We start from the raw sequence: 22,366 nt of genomic DNA on the forward strand, positions 1-22,366 counted from the left end.
CGCGCGAACGCCGGAGGGCCACCGCGCCGATGTGGTGCGGTGGCCCTCCGGGCGCAAGGTGTCGACTCGGGGAAGTCCCTGCGGGGTTACGTCAGTTGACGTCGCCCATCAGTTCCTTGACCCGCTTGCGGTACATCCAGACCGCGATACCGGCGACCACGGCGAGCGTGGCCTCCAGGGCGACGATGCCGGTCTTGTTGAGGTCGACCTCGGCGATGGAGAGGATGCCGGTCGTGGCGTCACCGGCGGTGACCGCCAGGAACCAGACACCCATCATCTGGGAGGCGTACTTCGCGGGAGCCATCTTCGTCGTGACCGACAGACCCACCGGAGAGAGCGTCAGCTCGCCGACGGTCTGTACGAAGTAGATCGCCACCAGCCACATCGCCGCCGCCTTGTGACCGCCCTCGGCGATCGTCAGCGGGGCCAGGAAGAGGAAGAACGACGCGCCGACCAGGATCAGACCCGAGGCGAACTTCGTGGCCGTGCTCGGCTCCTTGCCGCGCTTGTTCAGCGCCAGCCACGCCCAGGCGAAGACCGGGGCCAGCGCCATGATCATGACCGGGTTGACCGACTGGTACCAGGAGACCGGGAAGTCCCACCCGAAGATGGTGTTCTTGGCGGACGAGTCGGCGAAGATCGACATGGTCGAGCCGCCCTGGTCGTAGATCATCCAGAAGACGGCCGCGGCGACGAAGAACCAGATGTACGCGGACATCTTCGACTGCTCGGCGCGGTTCAGGCTCTTGTCCCGCTTGATGCGGCCGATGACCAGGACCGGGATGACCAGACCGGCGACCGTGATCGGGACCAGCAGCCAGTTCAGCGTGTAGTGGCCCGAGAAGCCGACGATCGCGTAGAAGACGACGGCGACGGCCGCCCAGAACGCCGACTTGCGCAGCGTCGCGGACTTCTCCTCGGCCGACAGGGGTGTGGGGACCTCCTGCGAGCGGGGGCTCAGGTGCCGGCCGCCGAGCAGGTACTGGGCCAGACCCAGGGCCATGCCGAGCGCGGCGAGCGCGAAGCCCAGGTGCCAGTTCACGTTCTCACCGACGGTGCCGATCACCAGCGGCGCGATGAAGGCGCCCAGGTTGATGCCGATGTAGAAGAGCGTGAAGCCACCGTCACGGCGCGGGTCGTCCGGGCCGTCGTAGAGGTGGCCGACCATCGTGGAGATGTTGGCCTTGAGCAGACCGGAACCTATGGCCACGAGGCCGAGGCCCGCGAAGAAGGTGCCGGAGGTGGGCAGGGCCAGCGTGAGGTGGCCCAGCATGATGATCAGACCCGCGACGGCGACCGTCTTGCGGGGGCCGAGGACACGGTCGGCGAACCAGCCGCCCGGCAGGGCGAGCAGGTACACCAGAGACAGGTACACGGAGTAGATCGCGGTCGCGCTGGCCGCGCTCATGTGCAGGCCGCCCGGTGCCACCAGGTACAGCGGGAGCAGAGCCTTCATGCCGTAGTAGGAGAAACGCTCCCACATCTCGGTCATGAAGAGGGTGGCCAGTCCGCGGGGGTGGCCGAAGAAGGTCTTCTCGGAACCGGGGGTGCCCGGTGAGACCGAGTCCTTCGTCAGGCTGGACGCCATGGTCGTTCCTTGCTGGTCGGGACGCGCTGCTTGAGCGTCGCGCGCCCGGTGGGGGGCGGCCGGCACCGGCGAGGTCCGACCCGTCCACCCCACGCCCACGGGGAGTCCGCTCCGGGCTGCGAAGCGGTGGACGGCGACCACCGGGATCCACGCCCGACACGCGTCGATGCGCTCGGGCCCGGCCACAGGTCATTCCTTTCGAGGCCGGCGAGAGCGCCGGCCCGCACACAAAAGAGACCCTCAGCGTCACGTAACGCGCCAAAGGTCCCCGTGTGGTGCTACAGGCGTCTGGTCACCATACGACATGTCAATGCGGCATATGAAAGGACTTGAGAGATGGATCACAGGTAATAATGGAACCACGGACGCGCATTCGAAGGTCCTGTTCAAGATCTCGCCCCACAGCCGAAGGCGGCCCTCCGCCCGGTCATAGGTAAGAATCCCGGTCGCCGATCACACCACAGGCGCTGTCCGAGGCGGACTACCATCACCCCATGACCCGTGTACTGCTCGCCGAGGACGACGCGTCCATCTCGGAGCCGCTGGCCCGTGCCCTGCGCCGGGAGGGTTACGAGGTCGAAGTGCGCGAGGACGGACCCACCGCGCTCGACGCAGGAATGCAGGGCGGCGTCGATCTGGTCGTCCTGGACCTGGGGCTGCCCGGAATGGACGGCCTGGAAGTGGCCCGCCGCCTCCGTGCCGAAGGCCACGCCGTCCCCATCCTCATCCTGACCGCGCGCGCCGACGAGGTGGACACCGTCGTCGGTCTCGACGCGGGCGCCGACGACTACGTGACCAAGCCGTTCCGTCTCGCCGAACTGCTCGCCCGCGTCCGGGCGCTCCTGCGGCGCGGGGCCGCGGAGCCCCAGCAGCCGCCCGCCACGCACGGGGTGCGGATCGACGTCGAGTCGCACCGTGCGTGGATGGGTGACGAGGAACTCCAGCTCACGGCCAAGGAGTTCGACCTGCTGAGGGTGCTGGTGCGGGACGCGGGGCGGGTCGTCACCCGGGACCAGCTCATGCGCGAGGTCTGGGACACCACATGGTGGTCGTCCACCAAGACCCTCGACATGCACATCTCCTGGCTGCGCAAGAAGCTCGGTGACGACGCGGCGAACCCTCGGTACATCGCGACGGTACGGGGTGTCGGTTTCCGCTTCGAGAAGAGCTGACGCCGCCGGGGGCTGCCGCCCCCGGGCCGCGCCCGACCCATTCGGCGCGGGCGCGCACCTCCAGCCGGTCGGCAGCCTTTTGACGCGGACCCGCACCCTCAGCCCGTCCGGCGTTTGAGGACGAGCCCTTCGGGCGATGGCCGGGGTCCAGGGGGCGGCAGCTTCTTGGCGGGGGTCCGGGGGCGTAGCCCCCAGGGACGGGCCGGGTAGGGGCGGCGGGGGCGAGAAATCCCGCCCGCCACCACAACAGTGCACACTGGTCCACGTTCAGCCACCCGCCCGGAGGACCCCGTGCGTCGCCGCCTCATCCAGTCCACCCTCGCCGTAGTCCTCGTGGTGATCGCCGTCTTCGGCGTCTCCCTCGTGATCGTCGAGACCCGCACCATCAGCAACAGCGCCCAGGAACGCGTGGACTCCGAGGCCCTGCGCCTCGCCAGCATCGTGGACAGCCGCATCCTCGGCGAGGAACACATCAACGCCGAGATCCTCAAGAACCAGGTCGCGGAGAACCGCTACGCGGTGATCCGCGTCCCCGGCCAGGCCCCCGTCGAGCTGGGGATCGAGCCCACCGGCGACGTCATCCACTCCACGGCCAAGGGCGAGGAGGGCGAGACGGTCGTCGTCGAGGAGCCCCGCTCGGCCGTGACCCGCGAGGTCGGCCGCACGCTCCTGATCATCGCGGCGGTCGCCCTGCTCGCGATCATCGCCGCCGTCCTGCTCGCCGTACGCCAGGCCAACCGCCTGGCCTCCCCGCTCACCGACCTCGCGGAGACCGCCGAGCGGCTCGGCTCCGGCGACCCACGCCCCCGCCACAAGCGCTACGGCGTCCCGGAGCTGGACCGTGTCGCGGACGTCCTGGACGGCAGCGCGGAGCGCATCGCGCGCATGCTGACCGCCGAGCGCCGCCTGGCCGCCGACGCCTCCCACCAGCTCCGTACGCCCCTCACCGCCCTGTCGATGCGGCTGGAGGAAATCACCCTCACGGATGATCCGGACATCGTGAAGGAGGAGGCGACGATCGCGCTCACCCAGGTCGAGCGGCTCACGGACGTCGTGGAGCGGCTGCTGACCAACGCCCGCGACCCCCGTACGGGCTCCGCCGTCTCCTTCGACCTCGACGAGGTCATCAAGCAGCAGCTGGAGGAGTGGCGGCCGGCCTACCGCAGCGCGGGCCGTGCCATCGTCAGCTCGGGCAAGCGGCACCTGCGGGCGGTCGGTACCCCGGGCGCGGTCGCCCAGGTACTGGCGGCGCTCATCGAGAACTCGCTCATGCACGGCGGCGGCACCGTCGCCCTGCGGACCCGCGTCACCGGCAACCAGGCCGTCGTCGAGGTCACGGACGAGGGCCCCGGGGTGCCCACCGACCTGGGCGCCCGCATCTTCGAGCGCACGATCAGCGGCCGCAACTCCACCGGTATCGGTCTCGCGGTCGCCCGTGACCTCGCGGAGGCCGACGGGGGCCGTCTGGAGATGCTCCAGGCGCAGCCGCCGGTCTTCGGCCTGTTCCTGTCGCGTACGCCGCTGAAACGGCCGCCACTGGTGGACGACGAGGAACCCACGGTCCGGTAGCGCGCGGCTCCGGCGTGGCGGAAGGCCCCGCGGGCGTGCCGGGAGAGGCGTCGGCTAGTTGGCCCGCGCCCGCTCGTGGCGGGCCCGCGCCTTCGCGGCGTCGACGACGTCCCGGGTCCGCAGCACCGCCTCGGGTTCGGGCTGCCCGGCCGCGGGCTCCTCGGCGGAGGGCTCCTCATCCGGCAGGGTGCGGAACACCCACGTGCGGTACGACCAGAAGCGGAACAGGGTCGCGACGCCGATGCCGACGAACTTGAAGACGTTGCTCTGGAGCTGGCTGTCCCAGCCGAAGCCGTACGTCGCCACGTACAGGACGCCGTTCTCGATGACCAGTCCCACCGCGCTGAACAGCACGAAGAGGGTCATCTCCCGGGTACGGCCGCCGCGGTCGCGGTCCCGGTAGGTGAAGTAGCGGAACCCGACGTAGTTGAAGACGATGGCGACGATCGTGGCGATGACGCTGGCCCGTACGACCTGCAGACCGGTCGCGTGCCGGACCAGGTTGAAGGTCACCAGGTTGACGAGCAGGCCCGCTCCGCCGACCGCGCCGAACTTGGCGACCTCACGCAGGAGCTGGTCGAACCGGCGGCGAACCGCGCCGCGAGGCCTCGTGCGAAGCCCCGAAGAAGCACTGCCCATGGTGTCGCCAGCCCCCGTCGATCGGTCATCGGTCGGTCGTCGTTCGGTTATTTCAACCCGGCCATGCTAACCAGCGGCTCCCTGTCCTGCCTGTGGGCAGGCTCACGGGTGTGGAAAAAGCGGGCCACCGGCGGCGGCGGGCGCAGGGCGTGAGGGAGGGCGTACGAGAGGGCCTGTGGGAGGGTGGGCGGGCGGGCCGCGCGGCGGCCGGGACGGGGTCGCGGAGAGCGGAATCCGGTCCCCCGGCGCGGCCGATACTCTTGGAGCGTGACATTCCCGGTAGTCGGCATGGTCGGCGGGGGTCAGCTCGCTCGTATGACGCACGAGGCTGGCATCCCGCTCGGCATCAGGTTCAAGCTCCTCAGTGACACCCCCCAGGAGTCCGCGGCGCAGGTGGTGGGCGATGTCGTCATCGGCGACTATCGCGACCTCGACACGCTGCGCGACTTCGCGCGGGGCTGCGACGTGATCACCTTCGATCACGAACACGTACCCGGCGAGCATCTGCGCGCCCTGGAGGCGGACGGCGTTCCCGTCCGCCCGGGACCTGACGCGCTCGTGCACGCCCAGGACAAGGGTGTGATGCGCGCGAAGCTCGACGCGCTCGGCGTGCCCTGCCCGCGGCACCGGATCGTGAGCGACGCCGACGACGTCGCCGCGTTCGCGGCCGAGGGCCTCGCGCCCGGCGCCGAGGGCGACGGCTTCCCGGTGATCCTGAAGACCGTCCGCGGCGGCTACGACGGCAAGGGCGTCTGGTTCGTACGCTCCCTGGAGGAGGCGGCCGAACCCTTCCGCGCCGGCGTCCCCGTGCTGGCCGAGGAGAAGGTCGACTTCGTACGGGAACTGGCGGCGAACGTCGTCCGCTCACCGCACGGTCAGGCGGTCGCGTACCCGGTCGTCGAGTCCCAGCAGGTCGGCGGCGTCTGCGACACGGTGATCGCCCCCGCGCCCGGGATCTCGGACGAGCTGGCCCTCAGGGCCGAGGAGCTCGCCCTGCGCATCGCGAAGGAACTCGGCGTCGTGGGCCACCTGGCCGTCGAACTGTTCGAGATCCGCGAACCCGACGGGACGCCCGGCATCCTCGTCAACGAACTGGCCATGCGCCCGCACAACTCCGGCCACTGGAGCCAGGACGGCGCGATCACCTCCCAGTTCGCCAACCACGTCCGCGCGGTCCTCGACCTGCCCCTCGGCGACCCGCGTCCGCGCGCCCGGTGGACGGTCATGGTCAACGTCCTCGGCGGCGACTACCCGGACATGTACTCCGCGTACCTGCACTGCATGGCCCGCGATCCCCAGCTGAAGATCCACATGTACGGCAAGGACGTGAAGCCCGGCCGCAAGGTCGGCCACGTCAACACCTACGGCGACGACCTGGACGACGTCCTCGATCGCGCCCGCCACGCAGCCGGTTACCTGAGAGGCACGATCACCGAATGAGCCCAGTTGTAGGCATCGTCATGGGGTCGGACTCCGACTGGCCCGTCATGGAGGCCGCCGCCCAGGCCCTCGACGAGTTCGAGATCCCCTACGAGGTCGACGTCGTCTCCGCGCACCGGATGCCGCACGAGATGATCGCGTACGGCGAGCAGGCCGCGGGGCGTGGGCTCAAGGCGATCATCGCGGGTGCCGGCGGCGCCGCCCACCTGCCCGGCATGCTCGCCTCGGTCACCCCGCTGCCCGTCATCGGCGTACCGGTCCCGCTGAAGTACCTCGACGGCATGGACTCGCTGCTGTCGATCGTGCAGATGCCGGCCGGCGTCCCCGTCGCGACCGTCTCCGTCGGCGGCGCGCGCAACGCGGGTCTGCTGGCTGCCCGGATCCTCGCCGCGCACGACGAGGAACTCCTCACCCGTATGCGGGACTTCCAGCAGGAGCTGAACGACCAGGCCACCGAGAAGGGCAAACGGCTGCGGGCCAAGGTCGAGGGCGCCGCCGGCGGCTTCGGCTTCGGGAAGTGACGCGGATGACCTCCCTCGACGAAGCCCGGGACCTGCTGCGGGAGTTCCCCGTGGTCGACGGGCACAACGACCTCCCGTGGGCACTGCGCGAGCAGGTCCGCTACGACCTCGGCGCCCGTGACATCGCCGGCGACCAGAGCGCCCATCTCCACACCGACCTGGCGCGACTGCGCGCGGGCGGCGTCGGCGCGCAGTACTGGTCGGTGTACGTCCGCTCGGACCTGCCCGACCCGCTCACCATGACGCTCGAACAGATCGACTGCGTACGGCAGTTGATCGACCGTCACCCGGCGGACCTGCGCGCCGCGCTGACGGCGGCGGACATGACGGCGGCGCGGGCCGAGGGCCGTATCGCCTCCCTCATGGGCGCGGAGGGCGGTCACTCCATCGACAACTCCCTCGGCGCGCTGCGGGGGTTGTACGCGCTGGGCGTGCGCTACATGACGCTCACCCACAACGACAACATCGCGTGGGCGGACTCGGCCACGGACGTCCCCGCCGCCGGCGGCCTGTCGGCCTTCGGCCGTGAGGTCGTGCGGGAGATGAACCTCGAGGGCATGCTGGTCGACCTCTCGCACGTCGCCGTGACGACCATGCGGGACGCGCTGGACACCTCGGCCGCCCCGGTGATCTTCTCGCACTCCTCCTCGCGCGCGGTCTGCGACCACCCGCGCAACATCCCGGACGACGTCCTGGAGCGGCTGCCCGCCAACGGGGGCGTGGCGATGGTGACCTTCGTACCGAAGTTCGTGCTCCAGGCGGCGGTCGACTGGACGGCCGCGGCCGACGAGAACATGCGCGCGCACGGCCTCCACCACCTCGACACCACCCCCGAGGGGATGAAGGTCCACCGTGCCTTCGAGGAGTCCCACCCGCGGCCCGTCGCCACGGTGTCGACGGTGGCGGACCACCTCGACCACATGCGCGAGGTCGCGGGCGTCGACCACCTCGGCATCGGCGGCGACTACGACGGCACGGCGTTCACGCCCGAGGGCCTCGACGACGTCTCCGGCTATCCGAACCTGATCGCGGAGCTGCTCACCCGCGGCTGGTCCCGCGCCGACCTCGCCAAGCTGACCTGGCAGAACGCGGTACGGGTGCTGGGCGCGGCCGAGGACGTGGCCCGCGACCTGCGGACGACGCGCGGTCCGTCGAACGCGACACTGCGACAGCTGGACGGCTGACCGGGCCGCTTCCCGGTGGGCGGGCGTACCCCCGAACGCTCCGTCCACCAGGAAGCTCCCCCGCGCCCCGTGCGACGGTGACGGTACTGCGATCACCGTCCACCCAACGGAGCCACGTCATGGCAGACCTGCAGGAAGAACTGCACCCCACCCCCGAGGTGGCGGAGCTCGACCGGCCCGCCGTGTGGGCGGGGGCCGGGCCGGAGTCCGGGCCGGCGGACCTGGACGTCCCGGAGTCCGCGCCGGCGGCGGCGCGGACGGGCGTCCCGGACGCCGATCCCCTGGAACGGGCGCGCAGCTTCCTCGCCGGTCATCCCGTCGCCGACGGCTACAGCGGTCTGCCCTGGGCGCTGCGACACCTGCCCTGGTACGACCTGGAGGTGGGCGAGAGCGCCGTGGACACGGACGTCCCCCGGCTGCGGGAGGGGCGTGTCGGCGCTCTGTTCTGGTCGCTGCACCTGCCCGAGGGGCTGGCCGGGGACCGGGCCGTCGGGGCCACCCTGGAGCAGCTGGACCTGGTGCGCACGGTGGTCCAGGCCCACCCGGAGGGGCTGCGGATGGCGCACACCGCCTCCGAGGTCAACGACGCCCGGCACTGCGGCCGGGTAGCCGTCCTGCTGGGTCCCGCCGGCGCCGCCGCGCTCGGCGACTCGCTCGGCATCCTGCGGGCCCTGCGCTCGCTCGGCCTGCGGGTCCTCACCCTCGCGGGCGCCTCCTGGGCGAGCCAGGCGGGTCTGACCAGGTTCGGCGAGGAGGTGCTGCGCGAGATGAACCGGCTGGGCGTGATCGCCGACCTCTCCGGGACCTCGGACGCCACCATCGCCCGTACCCTGGCGGCCTCCAAGGCCCCGGTCCTGTTCACCCGCTCCGCGGCCCGCGCGCTGCGTCCCCACCCGGCGAACCTCTCCGACGACGTGCTCGCCGGCCTGGGCGCGGCGAAGGGGGTGTGTCTCGTCCCGCTCACCGCCGAGCAGGCGGGCCCGACCGTCCGGGACGTCGCCGACCACCTCGACCACGTCAGGGCCGTCGCGGGCCCGGAGTGCGTCGGCGTCTCGGGGACGTACGACTCCGGGGCCGCGCACCCGCAGGACCTCGCCGACGCGTCGTGCTACCCGAACCTGATCGCCGAACTCTTCGCCCGTGGCTGGTCCGAGGCCGACCTCGCCCTGCTGACCTGGGAAAATGTTCAACGCGTCGTGCGCACCGCGGACTTCACGGCACGGGCGGCCCAGCAGCGCCGCGAGCCGTCCACGGCCAGGATCGCCGAACTGGACGGCTGATCCCGGCCGTGGCGGACGCGGCGCGGACGCGGCGCGGACACGGACTCGGTCGTACGGACGCGGCCGCCCGGACCCGGCTCGGAGCCGCTCCGGTCAGCAGGCGCAGAGGCAGAAGGGGTGTCCCGCGGGGTCGGCGTAGACGCGCCAGCTCCGCGAGCGGTCCTCGGTGTCCAACGGCCGCGCGCCGAGCGCGAGCACGCCCTTCTCCGCCGCGTCCAGGTCGTCGACGGTCAGGTCCAGGTGGAACTGCTGCGAGCCCTCGGGCGCCGGCCACCGGGGCGGTACGTGCCCGGGGGCGGCCTGGAACGCCAGCGACCGTCCGCCGGGCACCGTCAGATCCACCCAGTCCGCGTCCTGCCCGCCTCCCTCCCCGGATTCCACGGTGCCGCCCAGCACCTCGGCGTAGAACCCGGCCAGCGCGCGCGGGTCGGGACAGTCCAGGACGACGGCGCCGAGCTCGGCGAGAGCCATGACTCCTCCAACGGGGGAACGGATACTGCACGGATGCCTGCAACCGTTACCCATAGACACGCACATCAGGTAACGGTTACCGCATACTCCCGCACAGGAGGTAACGTCGCAACCATGAACGACCGCGCACCCGCGCCGGGGGGACTGGCCCTGATCCAGTCCCTGGTGAACACCCTCGACCTCGAATCCGGCGCGGACCGGCTGGACACCGCCGAGGGCCGGGCGGCGTTCGGCCTCCCGGAGGGCGGGACGGAGGCGGCCCGCGAACTGCGCGAGTCGCTGCGCGCGGTGTGCCTCGCGCACGCGGACCATCCCCCGCACCGGACGGTCACCCCGCTCGGCGAGCTGCTGGCCGGGGCGCCCCTCCGCCTCACGGTCGACGGCCGGGACGGCGGCGCGGGCTTCACCCCCGCCGTCACCCTGGTACCGGCCGTCACCTCGGCATCGGCCACCGCCCCGCCCGCCGGCACCCCGTCGCCCGCCGCCGGCGCGCCCCTGGCCGCCCGCGTCGCCGCGGCCATCGCCGAGTCGCTCGTCGACGGCACCTGGGCCCGGCTGAAGGCCTGCGAGGCACCGACCTGCCACTGGGCGTACTACGACCGCTCCCCGGCCGGCCGCGGCCGGTGGTGCTCGATGGCGGTCTGCGGGGCACGCGCCAAGATGCGCCGCTACCGCGCGAAGTAGGTGACGCGGCCGTACGAAGTGGCCCAACCGGCCGCGCCGGTCATCGCGACGGTGGAGAATGTGGGGCGACGCCGGTCCGGCCGACTGAGCCTCGGCCGGACCGGCGTCGTCCGGGTAGCGCCGCGCCGGTCAGGTGACCAGCAGCCGGTTGAAGAACGAGCGGTAGTGCCGCAGCGCCAGGCGCAGATCCTCCGTGTCCGCCTGCTCGCCCCGGTTCCACTGCCCTTCCAGTTCCTGCTTGTGCTCGGCGAAGGTGGCGGCGAGCCGCTGCATCACGTCCGCGACGAGGGCGTCGGCCGTGTGCACGGCGTCCCGCGGATCGTCGACGAACTCGCTCTGCACCTCCCGCCAGCGTGCGCGGAACGCGTCCTCGTCCTCCGTGCTGAGGAGTTGGGGAGTGTCGTCCTGGGCGTCCCGGGTCCCCAGGGTGTCGCCACCGGTGCTCCGGTCACGCGAACTCGTCTCCTGTGCGCCGGTGTCGGCGACCCGGTCGTCCGGGCCTCCGGCGTCGCGCCCGGCGTCCTCGCCCCTGACCCCGTCGCGCCCGGTGTCGTCGAATCGGGTGTCCTCGCGTCCCGCGTCGTCGAGTCCGGCGGCGTCGTCGCGCTCCGGCGCGTCGCTCGGTGTGGCCGTGCTCTCACCCGGGAACGCCGGCGCCCCGGGCGGCGGGCCCGGCGTGTCCTCGGTGGCCCGGTCGCGGGGCTGGGCGAGATCGTCGGTGGTCAGGCCGCTCTCGGTGGCGGTGTCCGGCATGTCATGGCCTCGTGTGTCCTGGCGGTGCATCGCTTCTCCGTTCCGTCCGGGCCTCTCAGGCCCGCGCGTGGCGGCGGCGGCCGCCGTCGGAGAGCAGCTCGTCGAAGAGGGCGCGGTAGTGCACCATGGCCCCCCGCAGCTGCTCCGTCGTCGCCTGGTGCCGCACACTGAGCGCGTCCACGTCATGGGCGGCCCGGTAGTGCTCCAGGGTGCGGCCGTGCTCGACCGAGAGGTCCTTGAGCTGCTGCTCGAAGTCCTGGGTCGGATAGCCGCGGTCGTTCATCAGCGAGGTCACCAGACGGTCCGCGTCGTGCACGGCGCCCTCCGGGTGATCCACGAAGTCCTCCTGCACGCCCGCCCAGTCGCGGGTGTACCGGTCCTTGGTGCCGCTGTCCAACGGCCTGATGTCCAGGGAGTCGTGCCGCTTCTCCCGGGCCTTGAGGTCACGCTCCGCGGCCGAGCGGTTGTCGGCGCTCTCCACCGTCCGCTCGTACTCGGGACCGAAGCGCTCACGGAGCTTCCGGCGCCGCATGAGCTGTGAAGCCACCACCGCGATCAGGGCGATCACCACCACGACAGGAATGATGATGGCCAGAAGTGTTCCTGTTGACATGGGGCAGAGCCTCCTCGCCGGCGCCCGGTGTGCGCCTCTACAGGTCGGGTCCCCTCAGCCCGGGGATCGAAACGAGATGCGCGGAATGCCCCGAATGAGGCTTTCGGTGTACGCGGCCTCCGGCGCACGCGGCCATCGCCGTACGCGGCTATCGGCGCGGCTCGCCGGAGGGCCGGACGGTGGGTTCGTCCGCGGGTCCGCCGGAGAGCTTGCCGGCGGGTTCGCCGGGGGGACGCGGGTCCGGTACCGGCGGGGTGCGCAGCGCGCCGAACACGGACCAGGCGACCGACACCATCGGAACGGCCACGACCGCGCCGATGACCCCGGCCAGCACACCGCCGCCGATGACGGAGAGGGCCACCACCACGGGGTGCAGCCGGACCGCCCAGCTGAGCACCAGCGGGTGCAGCACATGGCCCTCCAACTGGCCGACGACCACGATCAGGGAGAGCACCACGAGGGCGATGACCGGACCCCGTGAGGCCAGCGCGACGACCGTGGCCACCGCCAGCGCGACGGGCGAGCCCACCAGCGGGATGAACGCGGCGAAGAACTCCAGCAGCGTCAGCGGCAGGGCCAGCGGCACACCCAGCAGGAACAGGGCGATGCCGACCAGCACCGCGTTGGTGGCGGCCACGATGATGATGCCCCGGGTGTACCCGGCGAACGTCCGCCAGGCCGCCCGCCCCGCGCGGTCCCACGTGTCCCGCGCGCTCTCGGGCAGCAGCGCCTGGAACCAGTGCCAGAACCTCTCGCCGGAGTGGATGAAGAACAGGGAGCAGAACAGCGCGAGCGCGGCGGCGGTCAGCACCTCCAGCACCCGCCCGGCGCCACTGAGCGCGCTGCTGAGCAGTGCGGAGCGGTGTTCCGAGAGGTACGCCGTCACCTTCTCCTGAAGGTTCGCCAGCGCCGCGTGGTCCACATGGAAGGGAGATCCCTCCAGCCACCGCTCGATCCGTCCGGCGCCGCCGGCGAACTCCTGGCCCAGCCGGTCCGATTCCCCCGCGACCAGACCGCCGACGAGGGAGAGCAGCCCCAGCGCCAGCAGCAGGCTCCCGAACAGGCTCACCGCGGTCGCCGGACCCCGGGGCAGCCACCGGGCCAGCAGATTGGCCACCGGACGCAAGACCGAGGTCACCACCAGCGCCAGGAACAGCGCGACGGCGACCAGTTGCAGCCGTCCCAGGATCTTGAAGCACGCGTACGCGGCCGCGCCCAGCACGAGCAGCCGCCAGGCGTACGCCGCGGCCACCCGCAGTCCGCCGTTCACGTTCACCGGCACGCCGTCGCGGTCACCGCCACGCCCTGCCACCGCCCCGGCCGTACGGGCCCGGATCGCCGCGCCCACGCCACCGGCGGGCCGGCTGCCCCGTACGACGTACCGCGCCCGCCGCCCGCCGCGACCGGAGCCGCGGCCCGCGTCCGGCGGCGGCGCGGGCCCGGTGCCGGGAGCACCCGGCCGCCCGTGCGCGCGACGCGACCCGTCGGCCACCCGTGCGTCACCGCCCTCCGTCGTCGGGACGGCAGGCGCGTCGCCGACGAGGCGCCTGCGGTCGACGCCGTGGCATCACCTGACCGGGCCGCAACGGGACAGATCGAACAGAAGGGGCGTCAGGGACAGCGTGGGGTCCTCCGGGGAAGGGCCGCAAGCCGGACGGCGCGGGCGGGTCAGGCGGTGGGCCGCCCCATCGCCCGGTACGTCCAGCCGGCCCGCCGCCACAGCTCCGGGTCGAGGGCGTTGCGCCCGTCGAGGAGCACACGGGCGGTGGCCACCTCACCCAGGGCCGCGGGGTCGAGCTCACGGAACTCGCGCCACTCGGTGAGGTGCAGGACGACGTCGGCGCCGCGTACGGCCCCGGCCGCCGAGTCGGCGTACCCGAGCGTCGGGAAGAGCCGCCGGGCGTTCGCCATGCCCTTGGGGTCGTAGACGGTGACCTGGCCGCCCTGGAGGTGTATCTGCCCGGCGACGTTCAGCGCCGGCGAGTCCCGTACGTCGTCGGAGTCGGGCTTGAAGGTCGCGCCCAGCACGGCGACCCGCTTGCCGAGGAACGAACCGCCGCCGAGCGCCTCCCGGGCCATCTCGACCATCTGGCCGCGCCGCCGCATGTTGATGGAGTCGATCTCGCGCAGGAAGGTCAGCGCCTGGTCGGCTCCCAGCTCCCCGGCGCGCGCCATGAAGGCGCGGATGTCCTTGGGCAGACAGCCGCCCCCGAAGCCGATCCCGGCCCGCAGGAACTTCTTGCCGATCCGCTCGTCGTGTCCGATGGCCTCGGCGAGCATGGCGACGTCGCCGCCGGCCGCCTCGCAGACCTCGGCCATGGCGTTGATGAAAGAGATCTTGGTCGCGAGGAAGGAGTTCGCGGAGGTCTTCACCAGCTCGGCGGTCGGGAAGTCGGTCACCACGAAGGGCGAGCCCTCGGCGACCGGCGTCGTGTACACCTCGCGCAGCAGCTTCTCGGACCGCTCGCCGCGCACACCCACCACGATCCGGTCGGGGTGCAGGGTGTCCTGCACGGCGAAGCCCTCGCGCAGGAACTCCGGGTTCCAGGCGAGCTCGGCGTCCTCGCCGGCGGGGGACAGCTCGGCGAGCGTCCGCGCCAGCCGTTCCGCGGAGCCCACGGGCACGGTGGACTTGCCGACGACGAGGGCGGGTCCCCTCAGGTGCGGGGCGAGCGACTCGAAGGCCGCGTCGACGTACGACATGTCGCACGCGTACTCGCCGTGTTTCTGCGGGGTGTTCACGCAGACGAAGTGGACGTCGCCGAACTCCCCGACCTCGGCCCAGTCCATGGTGAAGCGCAGGCGTCCGGTGGACCCCTCGATGCCCGCCACGTGCTTGCGCAGCAACTCCTCGAGGCCCGGCTCGTACATCGGGACCTCGCCCCGCTGGAGCATCTCGATCTTCTCGGGGACGACGTCGAGACCCAGCACCTCGAAACCGAGTTCGGCCATGGCCGCGGCGTGGGTGGCGCCGAGATAGCCGGTGCCGATCACGGTGATCTTGAGGGCCATGCGTGCTCCTGGGGTATACGGCCGTGGGTGCGCTGCCCGAGCATAGTCGGGGCATGACGGGGCCCCTCGTCGGGCAGGTTTCCCGCTGTCGCCAAGCTCACGTATACCTCCCGTGGGCGGGCCCCTAAAATTTAGGTTACTTAACGGTAATTAGCGTCTTTGGAGCGTGAGAGACCTTGGCCGGATCGGCTGATTTCGACCTGTACCGCCCTTCCGAGGAGCACGACATGCTCCGGGACGCGATCCGTTCGCTGGCCGAGGCGAAGATCGCGCCGTACGCGGCCGTGGTGGACGAGGAGGCCCGTTTCCCGCAGGAGGCCCTGGACGCCCTGGTCTCGTCCGACCTGCACGCCGTGCACGTGCCGGAGACGTACGGCGGTGCGGGCGCCGACGCGCTCGCGACCGTGATCGTGATCGAGGAGGTGGCGCGGGTGTGCGCCAGCTCGTCCCTCATCCCGGCCGTGAACAAGCTCGGCTCGCTCCCGGTGATCCTCTCCGGTTCCGAGGCCCTGAAGCAGAAGTACCTGGCGCCCCTGGCGGCGGGCGACGGCATGTTCTCCTACGCCCTCTCCGAGCCGGACGCGGGCTCGGACGCGGCGGGCATGAAGACGAAGGCGGTCCGCGACGGCGACTCCTACGTCCTCAACGGCGTGAAGCGCTGGATCACCAACGCGGGCGAGTCCGAGTACTACACGGTGATGGCCGTCACCGACCCCACGAAGCGCTCCAAGGGCATATCGGCCTTCGTGGTCGAGAAGTCGGACGAGGGCGTCTCCTTCGGCGCGCCGGAGAAGAAGCTCGGCATCAAGGGCAGCCCGACGCGCGAGGTCTACCTCGACAACGTCCGCATCCCGGCGGACCGCATGATCGGCGAGGAGGGCACGGGCTTCGCCACCGCGATGAAGACCCTGGACCACACCCGCATCACGATCGCGGCCCAGGCCCTCGGCATCGCCCAGGGCGCTCTCGACTACGCCAAGGGCTATGTCCGCGAGCGCAAGCAGTTCGGCAAGCCGATCGCCGACTTCCAGGGCATCCAGTTCATGCTCGCCGACATGGCCATGAAGATCGAGGCGGCCCGCCAGCTGACGTACGCGGCCGCCGCCAAGTCCGAGCGCGTCTCCGCCGGAGGCGGAGAAGGCGGCCTCACCTTCCAGGGCGCGGCGGCCAAGTGCTTCGCCTCGGACGTCGCCATGGAGGTCACCACGGACGCCGTCCAGCTGCTTGGCGGCTACGGCTACACCCGCGACTACCCGGTGGAGCGCATGATGCGCGACGCGAAGATCACCCAGATCTACGAGGGCACGAACCAGGTCCAGCGGATCGTGATGGCGCGCAACCTGCCGTAAGCCCCCGACGTCACCTCGGTCACGTCCGTCACAGCCCCCGGCCCGCCGCCGGGGGCTGTCGTCGTCGGGGCCGGGGCGCGGTTCACGGCCGGCCGGCGGTCACAGGGTGCCCAGCGCGCGGCGCAGGTCCTCGGGGGAGCGGTAGTGGACGGCCCGCATTCCGAGCGCGGCGGCCGCCTCCACGTTCTCCTGGGTGTCGTCCACGAACAGACAGCGCCCGGCCGGGACGCCGGCCCGCTCGACGGCGATGTCGTAGATGCGCCGGTCGGGCTTGGCGATGCCCACCCGCGCGCTGCTGACCACGTGGTGGGCGAGGTCCGTCAGGCCCAGGACCTCCAGGTCCTCCTCCAGCTGTACCGAGGTGTTGGTGACGAGGACCAGCGGTACGTGGGCGCGGGCCCCGCGCAGCAGCGACACCACCGCCGGGTCCGCCCGGAACGGCGTCCGCACGAGTGCCTCGCCCAGCTCCCGGGCGGTCGCCTCGGACACCAGTCCGGCCAGCCCCTGTACAGCCGACCGCGCCCACTCGTCCGGCGTGACCCGCCCCACCACCAGCGGCAGCACCGTGTCCGGCGCGAAGGCCAGCTTCATGGTGGTGCCCTCGGCCAGTCCGGCGGCGCGCTCCAGCGCGTTCAGGTGGGACGGGTCGTAGACGCGGATCACGTTGTCGACGTCGCACAGCACCGCGTCGAAGGGACGACCGCCCGAGGTGGGGCGTGAGGCGGGGGAGAGGGTCATGCCGCCACCCTGACATCCGCCCCCGCGAACCCCGCGACCAGGGCCACCGACGACGCCCCTCCGGCGGGTCTCGGGCCCCCTCCAGACCGGGCGGCCTTCCAGCTCCGCGGACCCGTCTGCCCTCCCGGTCGCGCAGGGCCACGCCGAACCGGGCGCAGCGGCACCCCTTCAGGGGCGCGGGGAACCGTGCGCGCAACCACACCCCACCCGCACCCGAAGAACCCACGCCCCGGGCCGTACGCTCCGGGAACTCCAGGAACTCCAGCGATCTCGTACGCCACAACCCGGACGCCCCGGTTCTTCGTGACCTCGGACTCGGGCGTCCTTCGCGGCCCGGGATCCGGTGCTCCCCGTAACCCCGGGCTCGGGTGTCCCGAACACCCGGGGCTCGGGTGTCCCGAACGCCGCGGGGCTCGGGTGTCCCGAACACCCCGGGTTCCGCGGGTGTTCGGGACCCGTGAACCCCGGAACCCACCCTCCTCACGGCGCCCGAGGCGCTACGCGTCCAACCCCTCCGCCACCCGCTTCTCCCGCAGTTCCATGATCGCCCGGCGGCGGGCCAGACGGTGGGTGCGGCGGATCTGGGCCTCCTGGCAGCGGCGCTCGTCCCGCTCGGTCTCCGGGAGGACGGGCGGGACGCGGCGCGGCTTGCCGTCCGCGTCGACCGCGGCGAAGACCAGATAGGCGGAGCCGACCTGCTGGGGTGGTGTGGACTCGTTCCACCGCTCGGCGAGCACCCGGACGCCGACCTCCATCGACGTCCGGCCCGTCCAGTTGACCTGGGCCTTCACATGGACGAGGTCGCCCACGCGCACGGGCTCCAGGAAGGCCATCTCGTCCATGGAGGCGGTGACCGCGGGCCCGCCGGAGTGCCGTCCGGCCACCGCGCCCGCCGCGTCGTCGACGAGCTTCATGATCACTCCACCGTGCACCGTGCCCAGAAGGTTGGTGTCGTTGTGGGTCATGATGTGGCTGAGGGTGGTCCGGGACGCTGAGGTCGGCTTTCCCGGAATATCGGATTCCGGAGTGGGCGCCTGGTCTGTCATGCCCTCCACCCTATGCGGGGTAAGGACACGGTCCGCTTTGCATCAGCTCTGCAACAGGCGTGACCCAGATCTCCCCCCTCTCTTGTTAGGCACATGGGGCGGCCCTGCACACTGGTCCGCATGAACGATTGGCCCGACGGGTGGGACGACAACCGCAACAACGGCGGCAACCGTTACGGTCGCGGCAGCGCGGGCGCACAGCCCGAGAGCGCCCGCGTCATGCGGCAGGTTCGGCGTGGTCCGGCGACGCCCGGTCCGGGCCCCGGCGCCCCGCCCTACGGCGGAGTGCCCCAGCAGCCGTCCTACGGGGACGGCCAGGGGTACGGCGACGGCTACGACAACGGATACGACTCCGGCTACAACACCGGCCACGTCTACGGATCGCCGAACGGCCCCGGAGGCCCGCAGGGGCCCGGTGGCACCGGCACCCGGGACCCGCGCCCCGCGCCGAACTGGCGGCGCCGGATCAAGTGGACCGCGATCACACTGGTCACGCTCTTCGTCGTGGTCTCCGTCGGCACGTACTTCTGGGCGGACTCCAAGCTCCACCGTGACGTGGATCTGTCGAAGGTCATCGACCGTCCCGACGCGGGCAAGGGCACCAACTACCTGATCGTCGGCTCCGACAGCCGCGCCGGAATGTCCGCCGAGGACAAGAAGAAGCTGCACACCGGGTCCGCCGAGGGCAAGCGCACGGACTCCATGATGATCCTGCACACCGGCGACAACGGCTCCACGCTGGTCTCGCTGCCCCGTGACTCGAACGTCGAGATACCGAGCTACAAGGGCTCCGACTCCGGCAAGACGTACCAGGGCACGGGCCGGCACGTGAAGCTGAACGCGGCGTACGCGGAGGACGGCCCCGAACTCCTCGTGCGGACCGTCGAGTTCAACACCGGTCTGCGCATCGACCACTACGTGGAGATCGGCTTCGGCGGCTTCGCGAAGATCGTGGACGCGGTCGGCGGCGTCGACATGACCCTCGACAAGGGTTTCAAGGACAAGTACTCCGGCGCCGACTTCAAGGCGGGCAAGCAGACGCTGAACGGCGAGCAGGCCCTCGCCTTCGTCCGTACCCGGCACGCCTTCGCCGCCTCGGACCTGGAGCGCACCAAGAACCAGCAGAAGTTCCTGGCCGCCCTGGCCCACCAGGTCGCGACCCCCTCCACGGTCCTGAACCCCTTCGCGCTCTACCCGACGATGGGCGCGGGCCTGGACTCGCTGACCGTCGACAAGGACATGAGCCTGTGGGACCTCGCGGACATGTTCTGGGCGATGAAGGGCGTCACCGGCGGTGACGGCAAGTCCATGAACATGCCGATCTCCGGCTCCACGGGCGGCAACCTCGTCTGGGACAAGACCAAGGTCAAGGCGCTGGTCGACGAGCTGAAGAACGACGACAAGGTGACGGTCTCGGGCAACTGAGGACCCGACGCCCCGCACCCACGACAGGGCCCCGCCGGACACACCGGCGGGGCCCTGTCCGCTGCCCGCCCGCTCATCCCCGCCGGCCTACCGGCACAGCACCTCGTCGCCGGTCAGCACGGGGGACGACTCCCCCGGGGACGGAGTGTCGACCCGTACCCGTCTGACCTCCTTGAAGTCCGCCCCCGCGAGCACCTTCAGTACCGGACCCTGCCCGTCGACCGCGCGCAGCTCGCTGCCGGGCAGCGCCGCCGCAAGGGAGCGCGCGGAACGGTCCCAGCGCGGGTCGTACACGATGACGGTGTGCTTCAGGTCCGGCTCCTGCGTGGTGGCGGGCCGCCCGGTCGTACGGAAACCGCTGGCGGCGAGCGCGCCGTCCACCCGCCTGCCGAGGCCCTCGGTGGACGTCGCGTTCTCGACCTGGACATGGATCTGCTGCGGGGCCACCTCGACCCGGGCGGCCGCGCTGCGCACGGTCGGGTGCGTCGCGGTGAGCGGCTTGTCGTCGCGCAGCGACCGGAAGAGCTGGGCGGCCTTCGGCTCGTCCCACTTCAGTGTCGAGCCGATGCCCTTGACGGCGTAGCCCATCTGCCCGATCGGCACGGTCGTGAACTCGGAGGAGGAGGGGGAGAAGTTGCGCATCGCCCGGCCGAGGTCCAGCAGCTCGTCCGTGCCGAAGCCCTTGTCCGCGCGGACCGAGCCGAGCACGGCCCGGGTGACGTCGCGGAACCTCAGCGGGTTCAGCAGCACCCCGGAGGAGGTGGCCCGGCCGATCAGCGCCGCCAGGAACCGCTGCTGGCGCTGCATCCTGCCGAGGTCGGAGGCGCCGTCGACGTGCCGGGAGCGCACGTACTGCAGCGCCTGCCCGCCGTTCAGCTGGTGCGGGCCGGCCGTCAGGTCGAGTCCGGTGTACGAGTCCTTCAGGGGCCGCGTGGCGCAGATGTCGACGCCGCCGAGCACGTCCACGGTCTTCATGAAGCTGGTGAAGTCGACCTCCAGATAGTGGTCGATCTTCAGGTGGGTCATGTTCTCGACGGTGCGCACGGTGAGCTGCGGACCGCCCTCCGCGTACGCCGCGTTCAGCTTGATCGGGTGCGGGTTGTGCTGCGCGCCGGTGGTCTGGTCGGTGTGCACGGGCGTCTCGGCGTACGAGTCGCGGGGCAGGCTGACGACGCTGGCGCGCTCCTTGTCCGCCGCGATGTGCACGATCATGATCGTGTCGGTGCAGTGACAGGGGGTGCCGCCCAGGTGGTACGCGCGCCGTTCCTTCTCCGTGATCCGGTCGCGGCCGTCGGTGCCGACCAGCAGGACGTTCATGCCGTGGCCGGCGGCGGGACGGTTCTTCATGTCCTTGAAGGGGTCGACCCGGGCGATGTCCTCGTCGAGGCTGGTGACCACCGCGTGCCCGATGCCCGCGGAGGCGAGGACCACCACCGACAGCGTGGTGACGACCCGCATGGCCCAGCGCGGCCTCTTCCTCCGTACGGGGGGTCGCGCCGCGGGCCGCCGGGTGCGGGACGGCTGCGGGCGGCCCTGGAGCGGCGGACGCCGTGGACGGGCGGGGTCGGGGGCGTGGGGCGGGGCGGCGGAGCGGGGCGACGTGGGCAAGGGGGACACCTCCGCGAGGCTGGGCGTGGGGATGCGTGAGCACGGTAGGCAGATACGATCTCCTGCCCGGCCCGTAGGCAGGGCGGCGCGCGCCCGTGTCCCCCATTCGCGGTAACGTGACGTCCGATGAGCGAGAAGTCTGGCGTGCAGCCCCCCGCCGTATCCGTGATCATGCCCGTCCTCAACGAGGAGAGGCACCTGCGCGGAGCCGTCCAAGCGATCCTTGCGCAGGAGTACGACGGCGAGATGGAGGTGGTGATCGCCATCGGTCCGTCCACGGACCGTACGGACGAGATCGCGGCCCGGCTCGTCGCCGAGGACCCGCGCGTGCACACCGTGCCGAACCCGACCGGCCGCACCCCCGCCGCGCTCAACGCGGCGATCAAGGCGTCCCGGCATCCCGTCGTCGTCCGCGTGGACGGGCACGGCATCCTCTCCCCGAACTACATCGCCACCGCCGTCCGCCTTCTGGAGGAGACGGGCGCGCAGAACGTCGGCGGCATCATGCACGCCGAGGGCGAGAACGACTGGGAGCACGCCGTCGCCGCCGCGATGACCTCGAAGATCGGCGTGGGCAACGCGGCCTTCCACACGGGCGGTGAGGCCGGCCCGGCCGAGACCGTGTACCTGGGCGTCTTCCGGCGCGAGGCGCTGGAGCGGCAGGGCGGCTACAACGAGGAGTTCATCCGCGCCCAGGACTGGGAGCTGAACTTCCGGATCCGGGAGGCGGGCGGCCTCATCTGGTTCTCGCCCGAGCTGAGGGTGTCGTACCGGCCGAGGCCCTCCGTCAGGGCCCTCGCCAAGCAGTACAAGGACTACGGGCGCTGGCGCCACGTCGTCGCCCGCTACCACGAGGGTTCCATCAACCTGCGCTACCTCGCGCCGCCGGCCGCGGTGTGCGCGATCGCGGCGGGCGTCGTGGTGGGCGCCGCGCTGACGCCGTGGGGCTTCCTGATCCCCGGCGGCTACCTCGCGGCGATAGCCGCGGGTTCGCTGCCCGCGGGCAAGGGGCTGCCGGCCAAGGCGCGCCTGCAGATCCCCGTGGCCCTCGCCACCATGCATATGTCCTGGGGCTTCGGCTTCCTGACCAGCCCGCGCGCGCTGGCCCGAAAGGTGATCGCCTCACGGCGTCCCGCCGTACGGGAGTCCGCCGCTACGTGAGGCGGAGGACCCGCCGGCACGCGTGCCGGCGGGCGCCCCTCGCGGAGGGGCACGGCCGCCCGGGACCGTCAGCCGCGGTGGCCGGAGCATTCGATCGTGAGAGAGCGACGCGC

20 protein-coding genes are annotated in these 22,366 nt (G+C 71.7%); 10 read left to right on the top strand and 10 right to left on the bottom strand.

From position 1 onward, the window contains the following. Positions 1 to 91 precede the first annotated feature (91 nt). Entirely contained in the window at positions 92 to 1,588 is a 1,497-nt protein-coding gene (locus tag GFH48_RS23885; protein WP_153290205.1) for an oligopeptide:H+ symporter, read from the bottom strand. Positions 1,589 to 2,082: 494 nt separating this feature from the next. Here GFH48_RS23885 and GFH48_RS23890 point away from each other — a divergent pair, with 494 nt between their 5' ends. Continuing rightward, entirely contained in the window at positions 2,083 to 2,760 is a 678-nt protein-coding gene (locus tag GFH48_RS23890; RefSeq protein ID WP_064533465.1) for a response regulator transcription factor, read from the top strand. A 291-nt stretch (positions 2,761 to 3,051) separates the two neighbouring features. After that, complete coding sequence (locus tag GFH48_RS23895) at positions 3,052 to 4,329, top strand: ATP-binding protein (RefSeq protein ID WP_153290206.1); 1,278 nt, start codon at positions 3,052 to 3,054, stop codon at positions 4,327 to 4,329. 54 nt (positions 4,330 to 4,383) lie between these two features. Here the strand turns inward: GFH48_RS23895 and GFH48_RS23900 are convergent, their stop codons facing one another. Then, positions 4,384 to 4,968: a GtrA family protein gene (locus GFH48_RS23900; RefSeq protein ID WP_153290207.1), complete on the bottom strand. Its 585-nt coding sequence runs from the start codon at positions 4,966 to 4,968 to the stop codon at positions 4,384 to 4,386. A 267-nt stretch (positions 4,969 to 5,235) separates the two neighbouring features. On the opposite strand from GFH48_RS23900, the gene GFH48_RS23905 reads away from it, so the two are divergent. The 4 genes from GFH48_RS23905 (at position 5,236) to GFH48_RS23920 (ending at position 9,393) form a co-directional block, all read left to right on the top strand. After that, positions 5,236 to 6,408 carry a 5-(carboxyamino)imidazole ribonucleotide synthase gene (locus GFH48_RS23905; protein WP_194280655.1) on the top strand — a complete coding sequence of 391 codons (1,173 nt, stop codon included), beginning with the start codon at positions 5,236 to 5,238 and terminating at the stop codon, positions 6,406 to 6,408. Further along, positions 6,405 to 6,929, top strand: coding sequence for a 5-(carboxyamino)imidazole ribonucleotide mutase (gene purE / locus GFH48_RS23910; RefSeq protein WP_153290209.1), 525 nt, complete (start codon positions 6,405 to 6,407; stop codon positions 6,927 to 6,929). Before GFH48_RS23905 ends, purE begins: the two co-directional genes overlap by 4 nt. A 5-nt stretch (positions 6,930 to 6,934) precedes the next feature. After that, positions 6,935 to 8,113, top strand: coding sequence for a dipeptidase (locus tag GFH48_RS23915; protein WP_153290210.1), 1,179 nt, complete (start codon positions 6,935 to 6,937; stop codon positions 8,111 to 8,113). Between the two features lie 119 nt (positions 8,114 to 8,232). Beyond that, on the top strand, positions 8,233 to 9,393 hold the full coding sequence (locus GFH48_RS23920) for a dipeptidase (RefSeq protein ID WP_153290211.1): 1,161 nt from the start codon (positions 8,233 to 8,235) through the stop codon (positions 9,391 to 9,393). A 93-nt stretch (positions 9,394 to 9,486) separates the two neighbouring features. Here the strand turns inward: GFH48_RS23920 and GFH48_RS23925 are convergent, their stop codons facing one another. Then, positions 9,487 to 9,864 (bottom strand): VOC family protein, encoded by a 378-nt coding sequence (locus GFH48_RS23925; protein ID WP_153290212.1) that lies wholly within the window; start codon positions 9,862 to 9,864, stop codon positions 9,487 to 9,489. Positions 9,865 to 9,978: 114 nt separating this feature from the next. Here GFH48_RS23925 and GFH48_RS23930 point away from each other — a divergent pair, with 114 nt between their 5' ends. Continuing rightward, positions 9,979 to 10,548, top strand: a complete 570-nt coding sequence (locus GFH48_RS23930) for a CGNR zinc finger domain-containing protein (RefSeq protein WP_153290213.1) — start codon at positions 9,979 to 9,981, stop codon at positions 10,546 to 10,548. 129 nt (positions 10,549 to 10,677) lie between these two features. Here GFH48_RS23930 and GFH48_RS23935 read toward each other — a convergent pair whose 3' ends face one another. The 4 genes from GFH48_RS23935 to GFH48_RS23950 form a co-directional block, all read right to left on the bottom strand. Continuing rightward, the gene (locus tag GFH48_RS23935) at positions 10,678 to 11,301 is read right to left on the bottom strand and encodes a hypothetical protein (protein ID WP_153290214.1); all 624 of its coding nucleotides are present in this window, start codon (positions 11,299 to 11,301) and stop codon (positions 10,678 to 10,680) included. Positions 11,302 to 11,356: 55 nt separating this feature from the next. Continuing rightward, positions 11,357 to 11,914: a hypothetical protein gene (locus tag GFH48_RS23940; protein WP_153290215.1), complete on the bottom strand. Its 558-nt coding sequence runs from the start codon at positions 11,912 to 11,914 to the stop codon at positions 11,357 to 11,359. A gap of 148 nt (positions 11,915 to 12,062) precedes the next feature. Next, entirely contained in the window at positions 12,063 to 13,226 is a 1,164-nt protein-coding gene (locus tag GFH48_RS23945) for an AI-2E family transporter (RefSeq protein ID WP_322747000.1), read from the bottom strand. A gap of 356 nt (positions 13,227 to 13,582) precedes the next feature. Beyond that, positions 13,583 to 14,926 (bottom strand): UDP-glucose dehydrogenase family protein, encoded by a 1,344-nt coding sequence (locus GFH48_RS23950; RefSeq protein ID WP_153290217.1) that lies wholly within the window; start codon positions 14,924 to 14,926, stop codon positions 13,583 to 13,585. A gap of 176 nt (positions 14,927 to 15,102) precedes the next feature. Here GFH48_RS23950 and GFH48_RS23955 point away from each other — a divergent pair, with 176 nt between their 5' ends. After that, positions 15,103 to 16,275 carry an acyl-CoA dehydrogenase family protein gene (locus GFH48_RS23955; protein WP_153290218.1) on the top strand — a complete coding sequence of 391 codons (1,173 nt, stop codon included), beginning with the start codon at positions 15,103 to 15,105 and terminating at the stop codon, positions 16,273 to 16,275. A 99-nt stretch (positions 16,276 to 16,374) separates the two neighbouring features. On the opposite strand, the gene GFH48_RS23960 is transcribed toward GFH48_RS23955, so the two are convergent. Continuing rightward, positions 16,375 to 17,013, bottom strand: coding sequence for an HAD family hydrolase (locus GFH48_RS23960; protein ID WP_153290219.1), 639 nt, complete (start codon positions 17,011 to 17,013; stop codon positions 16,375 to 16,377). Between the two features lie 497 nt (positions 17,014 to 17,510). Further along, positions 17,511 to 18,059, bottom strand: coding sequence for an acyl-CoA thioesterase (locus tag GFH48_RS23965; protein ID WP_153290220.1), 549 nt, complete (start codon positions 18,057 to 18,059; stop codon positions 17,511 to 17,513). Positions 18,060 to 18,179: 120 nt separating this feature from the next. Here GFH48_RS23965 and GFH48_RS23970 point away from each other — a divergent pair, with 120 nt between their 5' ends. Next, positions 18,180 to 19,484 (top strand): LCP family protein, encoded by a 1,305-nt coding sequence (locus tag GFH48_RS23970; protein ID WP_153290221.1) that lies wholly within the window; start codon positions 18,180 to 18,182, stop codon positions 19,482 to 19,484. Positions 19,485 to 19,571: 87 nt separating this feature from the next. Here the strand turns inward: GFH48_RS23970 and GFH48_RS23975 are convergent, their stop codons facing one another. Then, positions 19,572 to 21,092, bottom strand: coding sequence for an LCP family protein (locus GFH48_RS23975; protein ID WP_456114890.1), 1,521 nt, complete (start codon positions 21,090 to 21,092; stop codon positions 19,572 to 19,574). A 126-nt stretch (positions 21,093 to 21,218) separates the two neighbouring features. On the opposite strand from GFH48_RS23975, the gene GFH48_RS23980 reads away from it, so the two are divergent. Further along, positions 21,219 to 22,253, top strand: a complete 1,035-nt coding sequence (locus GFH48_RS23980) for a glycosyltransferase family 2 protein (protein ID WP_153290222.1) — start codon at positions 21,219 to 21,221, stop codon at positions 22,251 to 22,253. The last annotated feature ends 113 nt before the right edge of the window (positions 22,254 to 22,366 follow it).

The organism is Streptomyces fagopyri (assembly GCF_009498275.1).
In the GTDB taxonomy this organism is placed as follows: Bacteria; Actinomycetota; Actinomycetes; order Streptomycetales; family Streptomycetaceae; genus Streptomyces; species Streptomyces fagopyri.

Bases quoted from the DNA above. Each gene is read 5' to 3' on its own strand.
- GFH48_RS23925 (WP_153290212.1), bottom strand. From the start codon at position 9,864: ATGGCTCTCGCCGAGCTCGGCGCCGTCGTCCTGGACTGTCCCGACCCG.
- GFH48_RS23900 (WP_153290207.1), bottom strand. From the start codon at position 4,968: ATGGGCAGTGCTTCTTCGGGGCTTCGCACGAGGCCTCGCGGCGCGGTT.
- GFH48_RS23915 (WP_153290210.1), top strand. From the start codon at position 6,935: ATGACCTCCCTCGACGAAGCCCGGGACCTGCTGCGGGAGTTCCCCGTG.
- GFH48_RS23920 (WP_153290211.1), top strand. From the start codon at position 8,233: ATGGCAGACCTGCAGGAAGAACTGCACCCCACCCCCGAGGTGGCGGAG.
- GFH48_RS23960 (WP_153290219.1), bottom strand. From the start codon at position 17,013: ATGACCCTCTCCCCCGCCTCACGCCCCACCTCGGGCGGTCGTCCCTTC.
- GFH48_RS23970 (WP_153290221.1), top strand. From the start codon at position 18,180: ATGAACGATTGGCCCGACGGGTGGGACGACAACCGCAACAACGGCGGC.
- GFH48_RS23965 (WP_153290220.1), bottom strand. From the start codon at position 18,059: ATGACAGACCAGGCGCCCACTCCGGAATCCGATATTCCGGGAAAGCCG.
- GFH48_RS23890 (WP_064533465.1), top strand. From the start codon at position 2,083: ATGACCCGTGTACTGCTCGCCGAGGACGACGCGTCCATCTCGGAGCCG.
- GFH48_RS23930 (WP_153290213.1), top strand. From the start codon at position 9,979: ATGAACGACCGCGCACCCGCGCCGGGGGGACTGGCCCTGATCCAGTCC.
- purE (WP_153290209.1), top strand. From the start codon at position 6,405: ATGAGCCCAGTTGTAGGCATCGTCATGGGGTCGGACTCCGACTGGCCC.
- GFH48_RS23980 (WP_153290222.1), top strand. From the start codon at position 21,219: ATGAGCGAGAAGTCTGGCGTGCAGCCCCCCGCCGTATCCGTGATCATG.
- GFH48_RS23940 (WP_153290215.1), bottom strand. From the start codon at position 11,914: ATGTCAACAGGAACACTTCTGGCCATCATCATTCCTGTCGTGGTGGTG.
- GFH48_RS23935 (WP_153290214.1), bottom strand. From the start codon at position 11,301: ATGCCGGACACCGCCACCGAGAGCGGCCTGACCACCGACGATCTCGCC.
- GFH48_RS23885 (WP_153290205.1), bottom strand. From the start codon at position 1,588: ATGGCGTCCAGCCTGACGAAGGACTCGGTCTCACCGGGCACCCCCGGT.
- GFH48_RS23950 (WP_153290217.1), bottom strand. From the start codon at position 14,926: ATGGCCCTCAAGATCACCGTGATCGGCACCGGCTATCTCGGCGCCACC.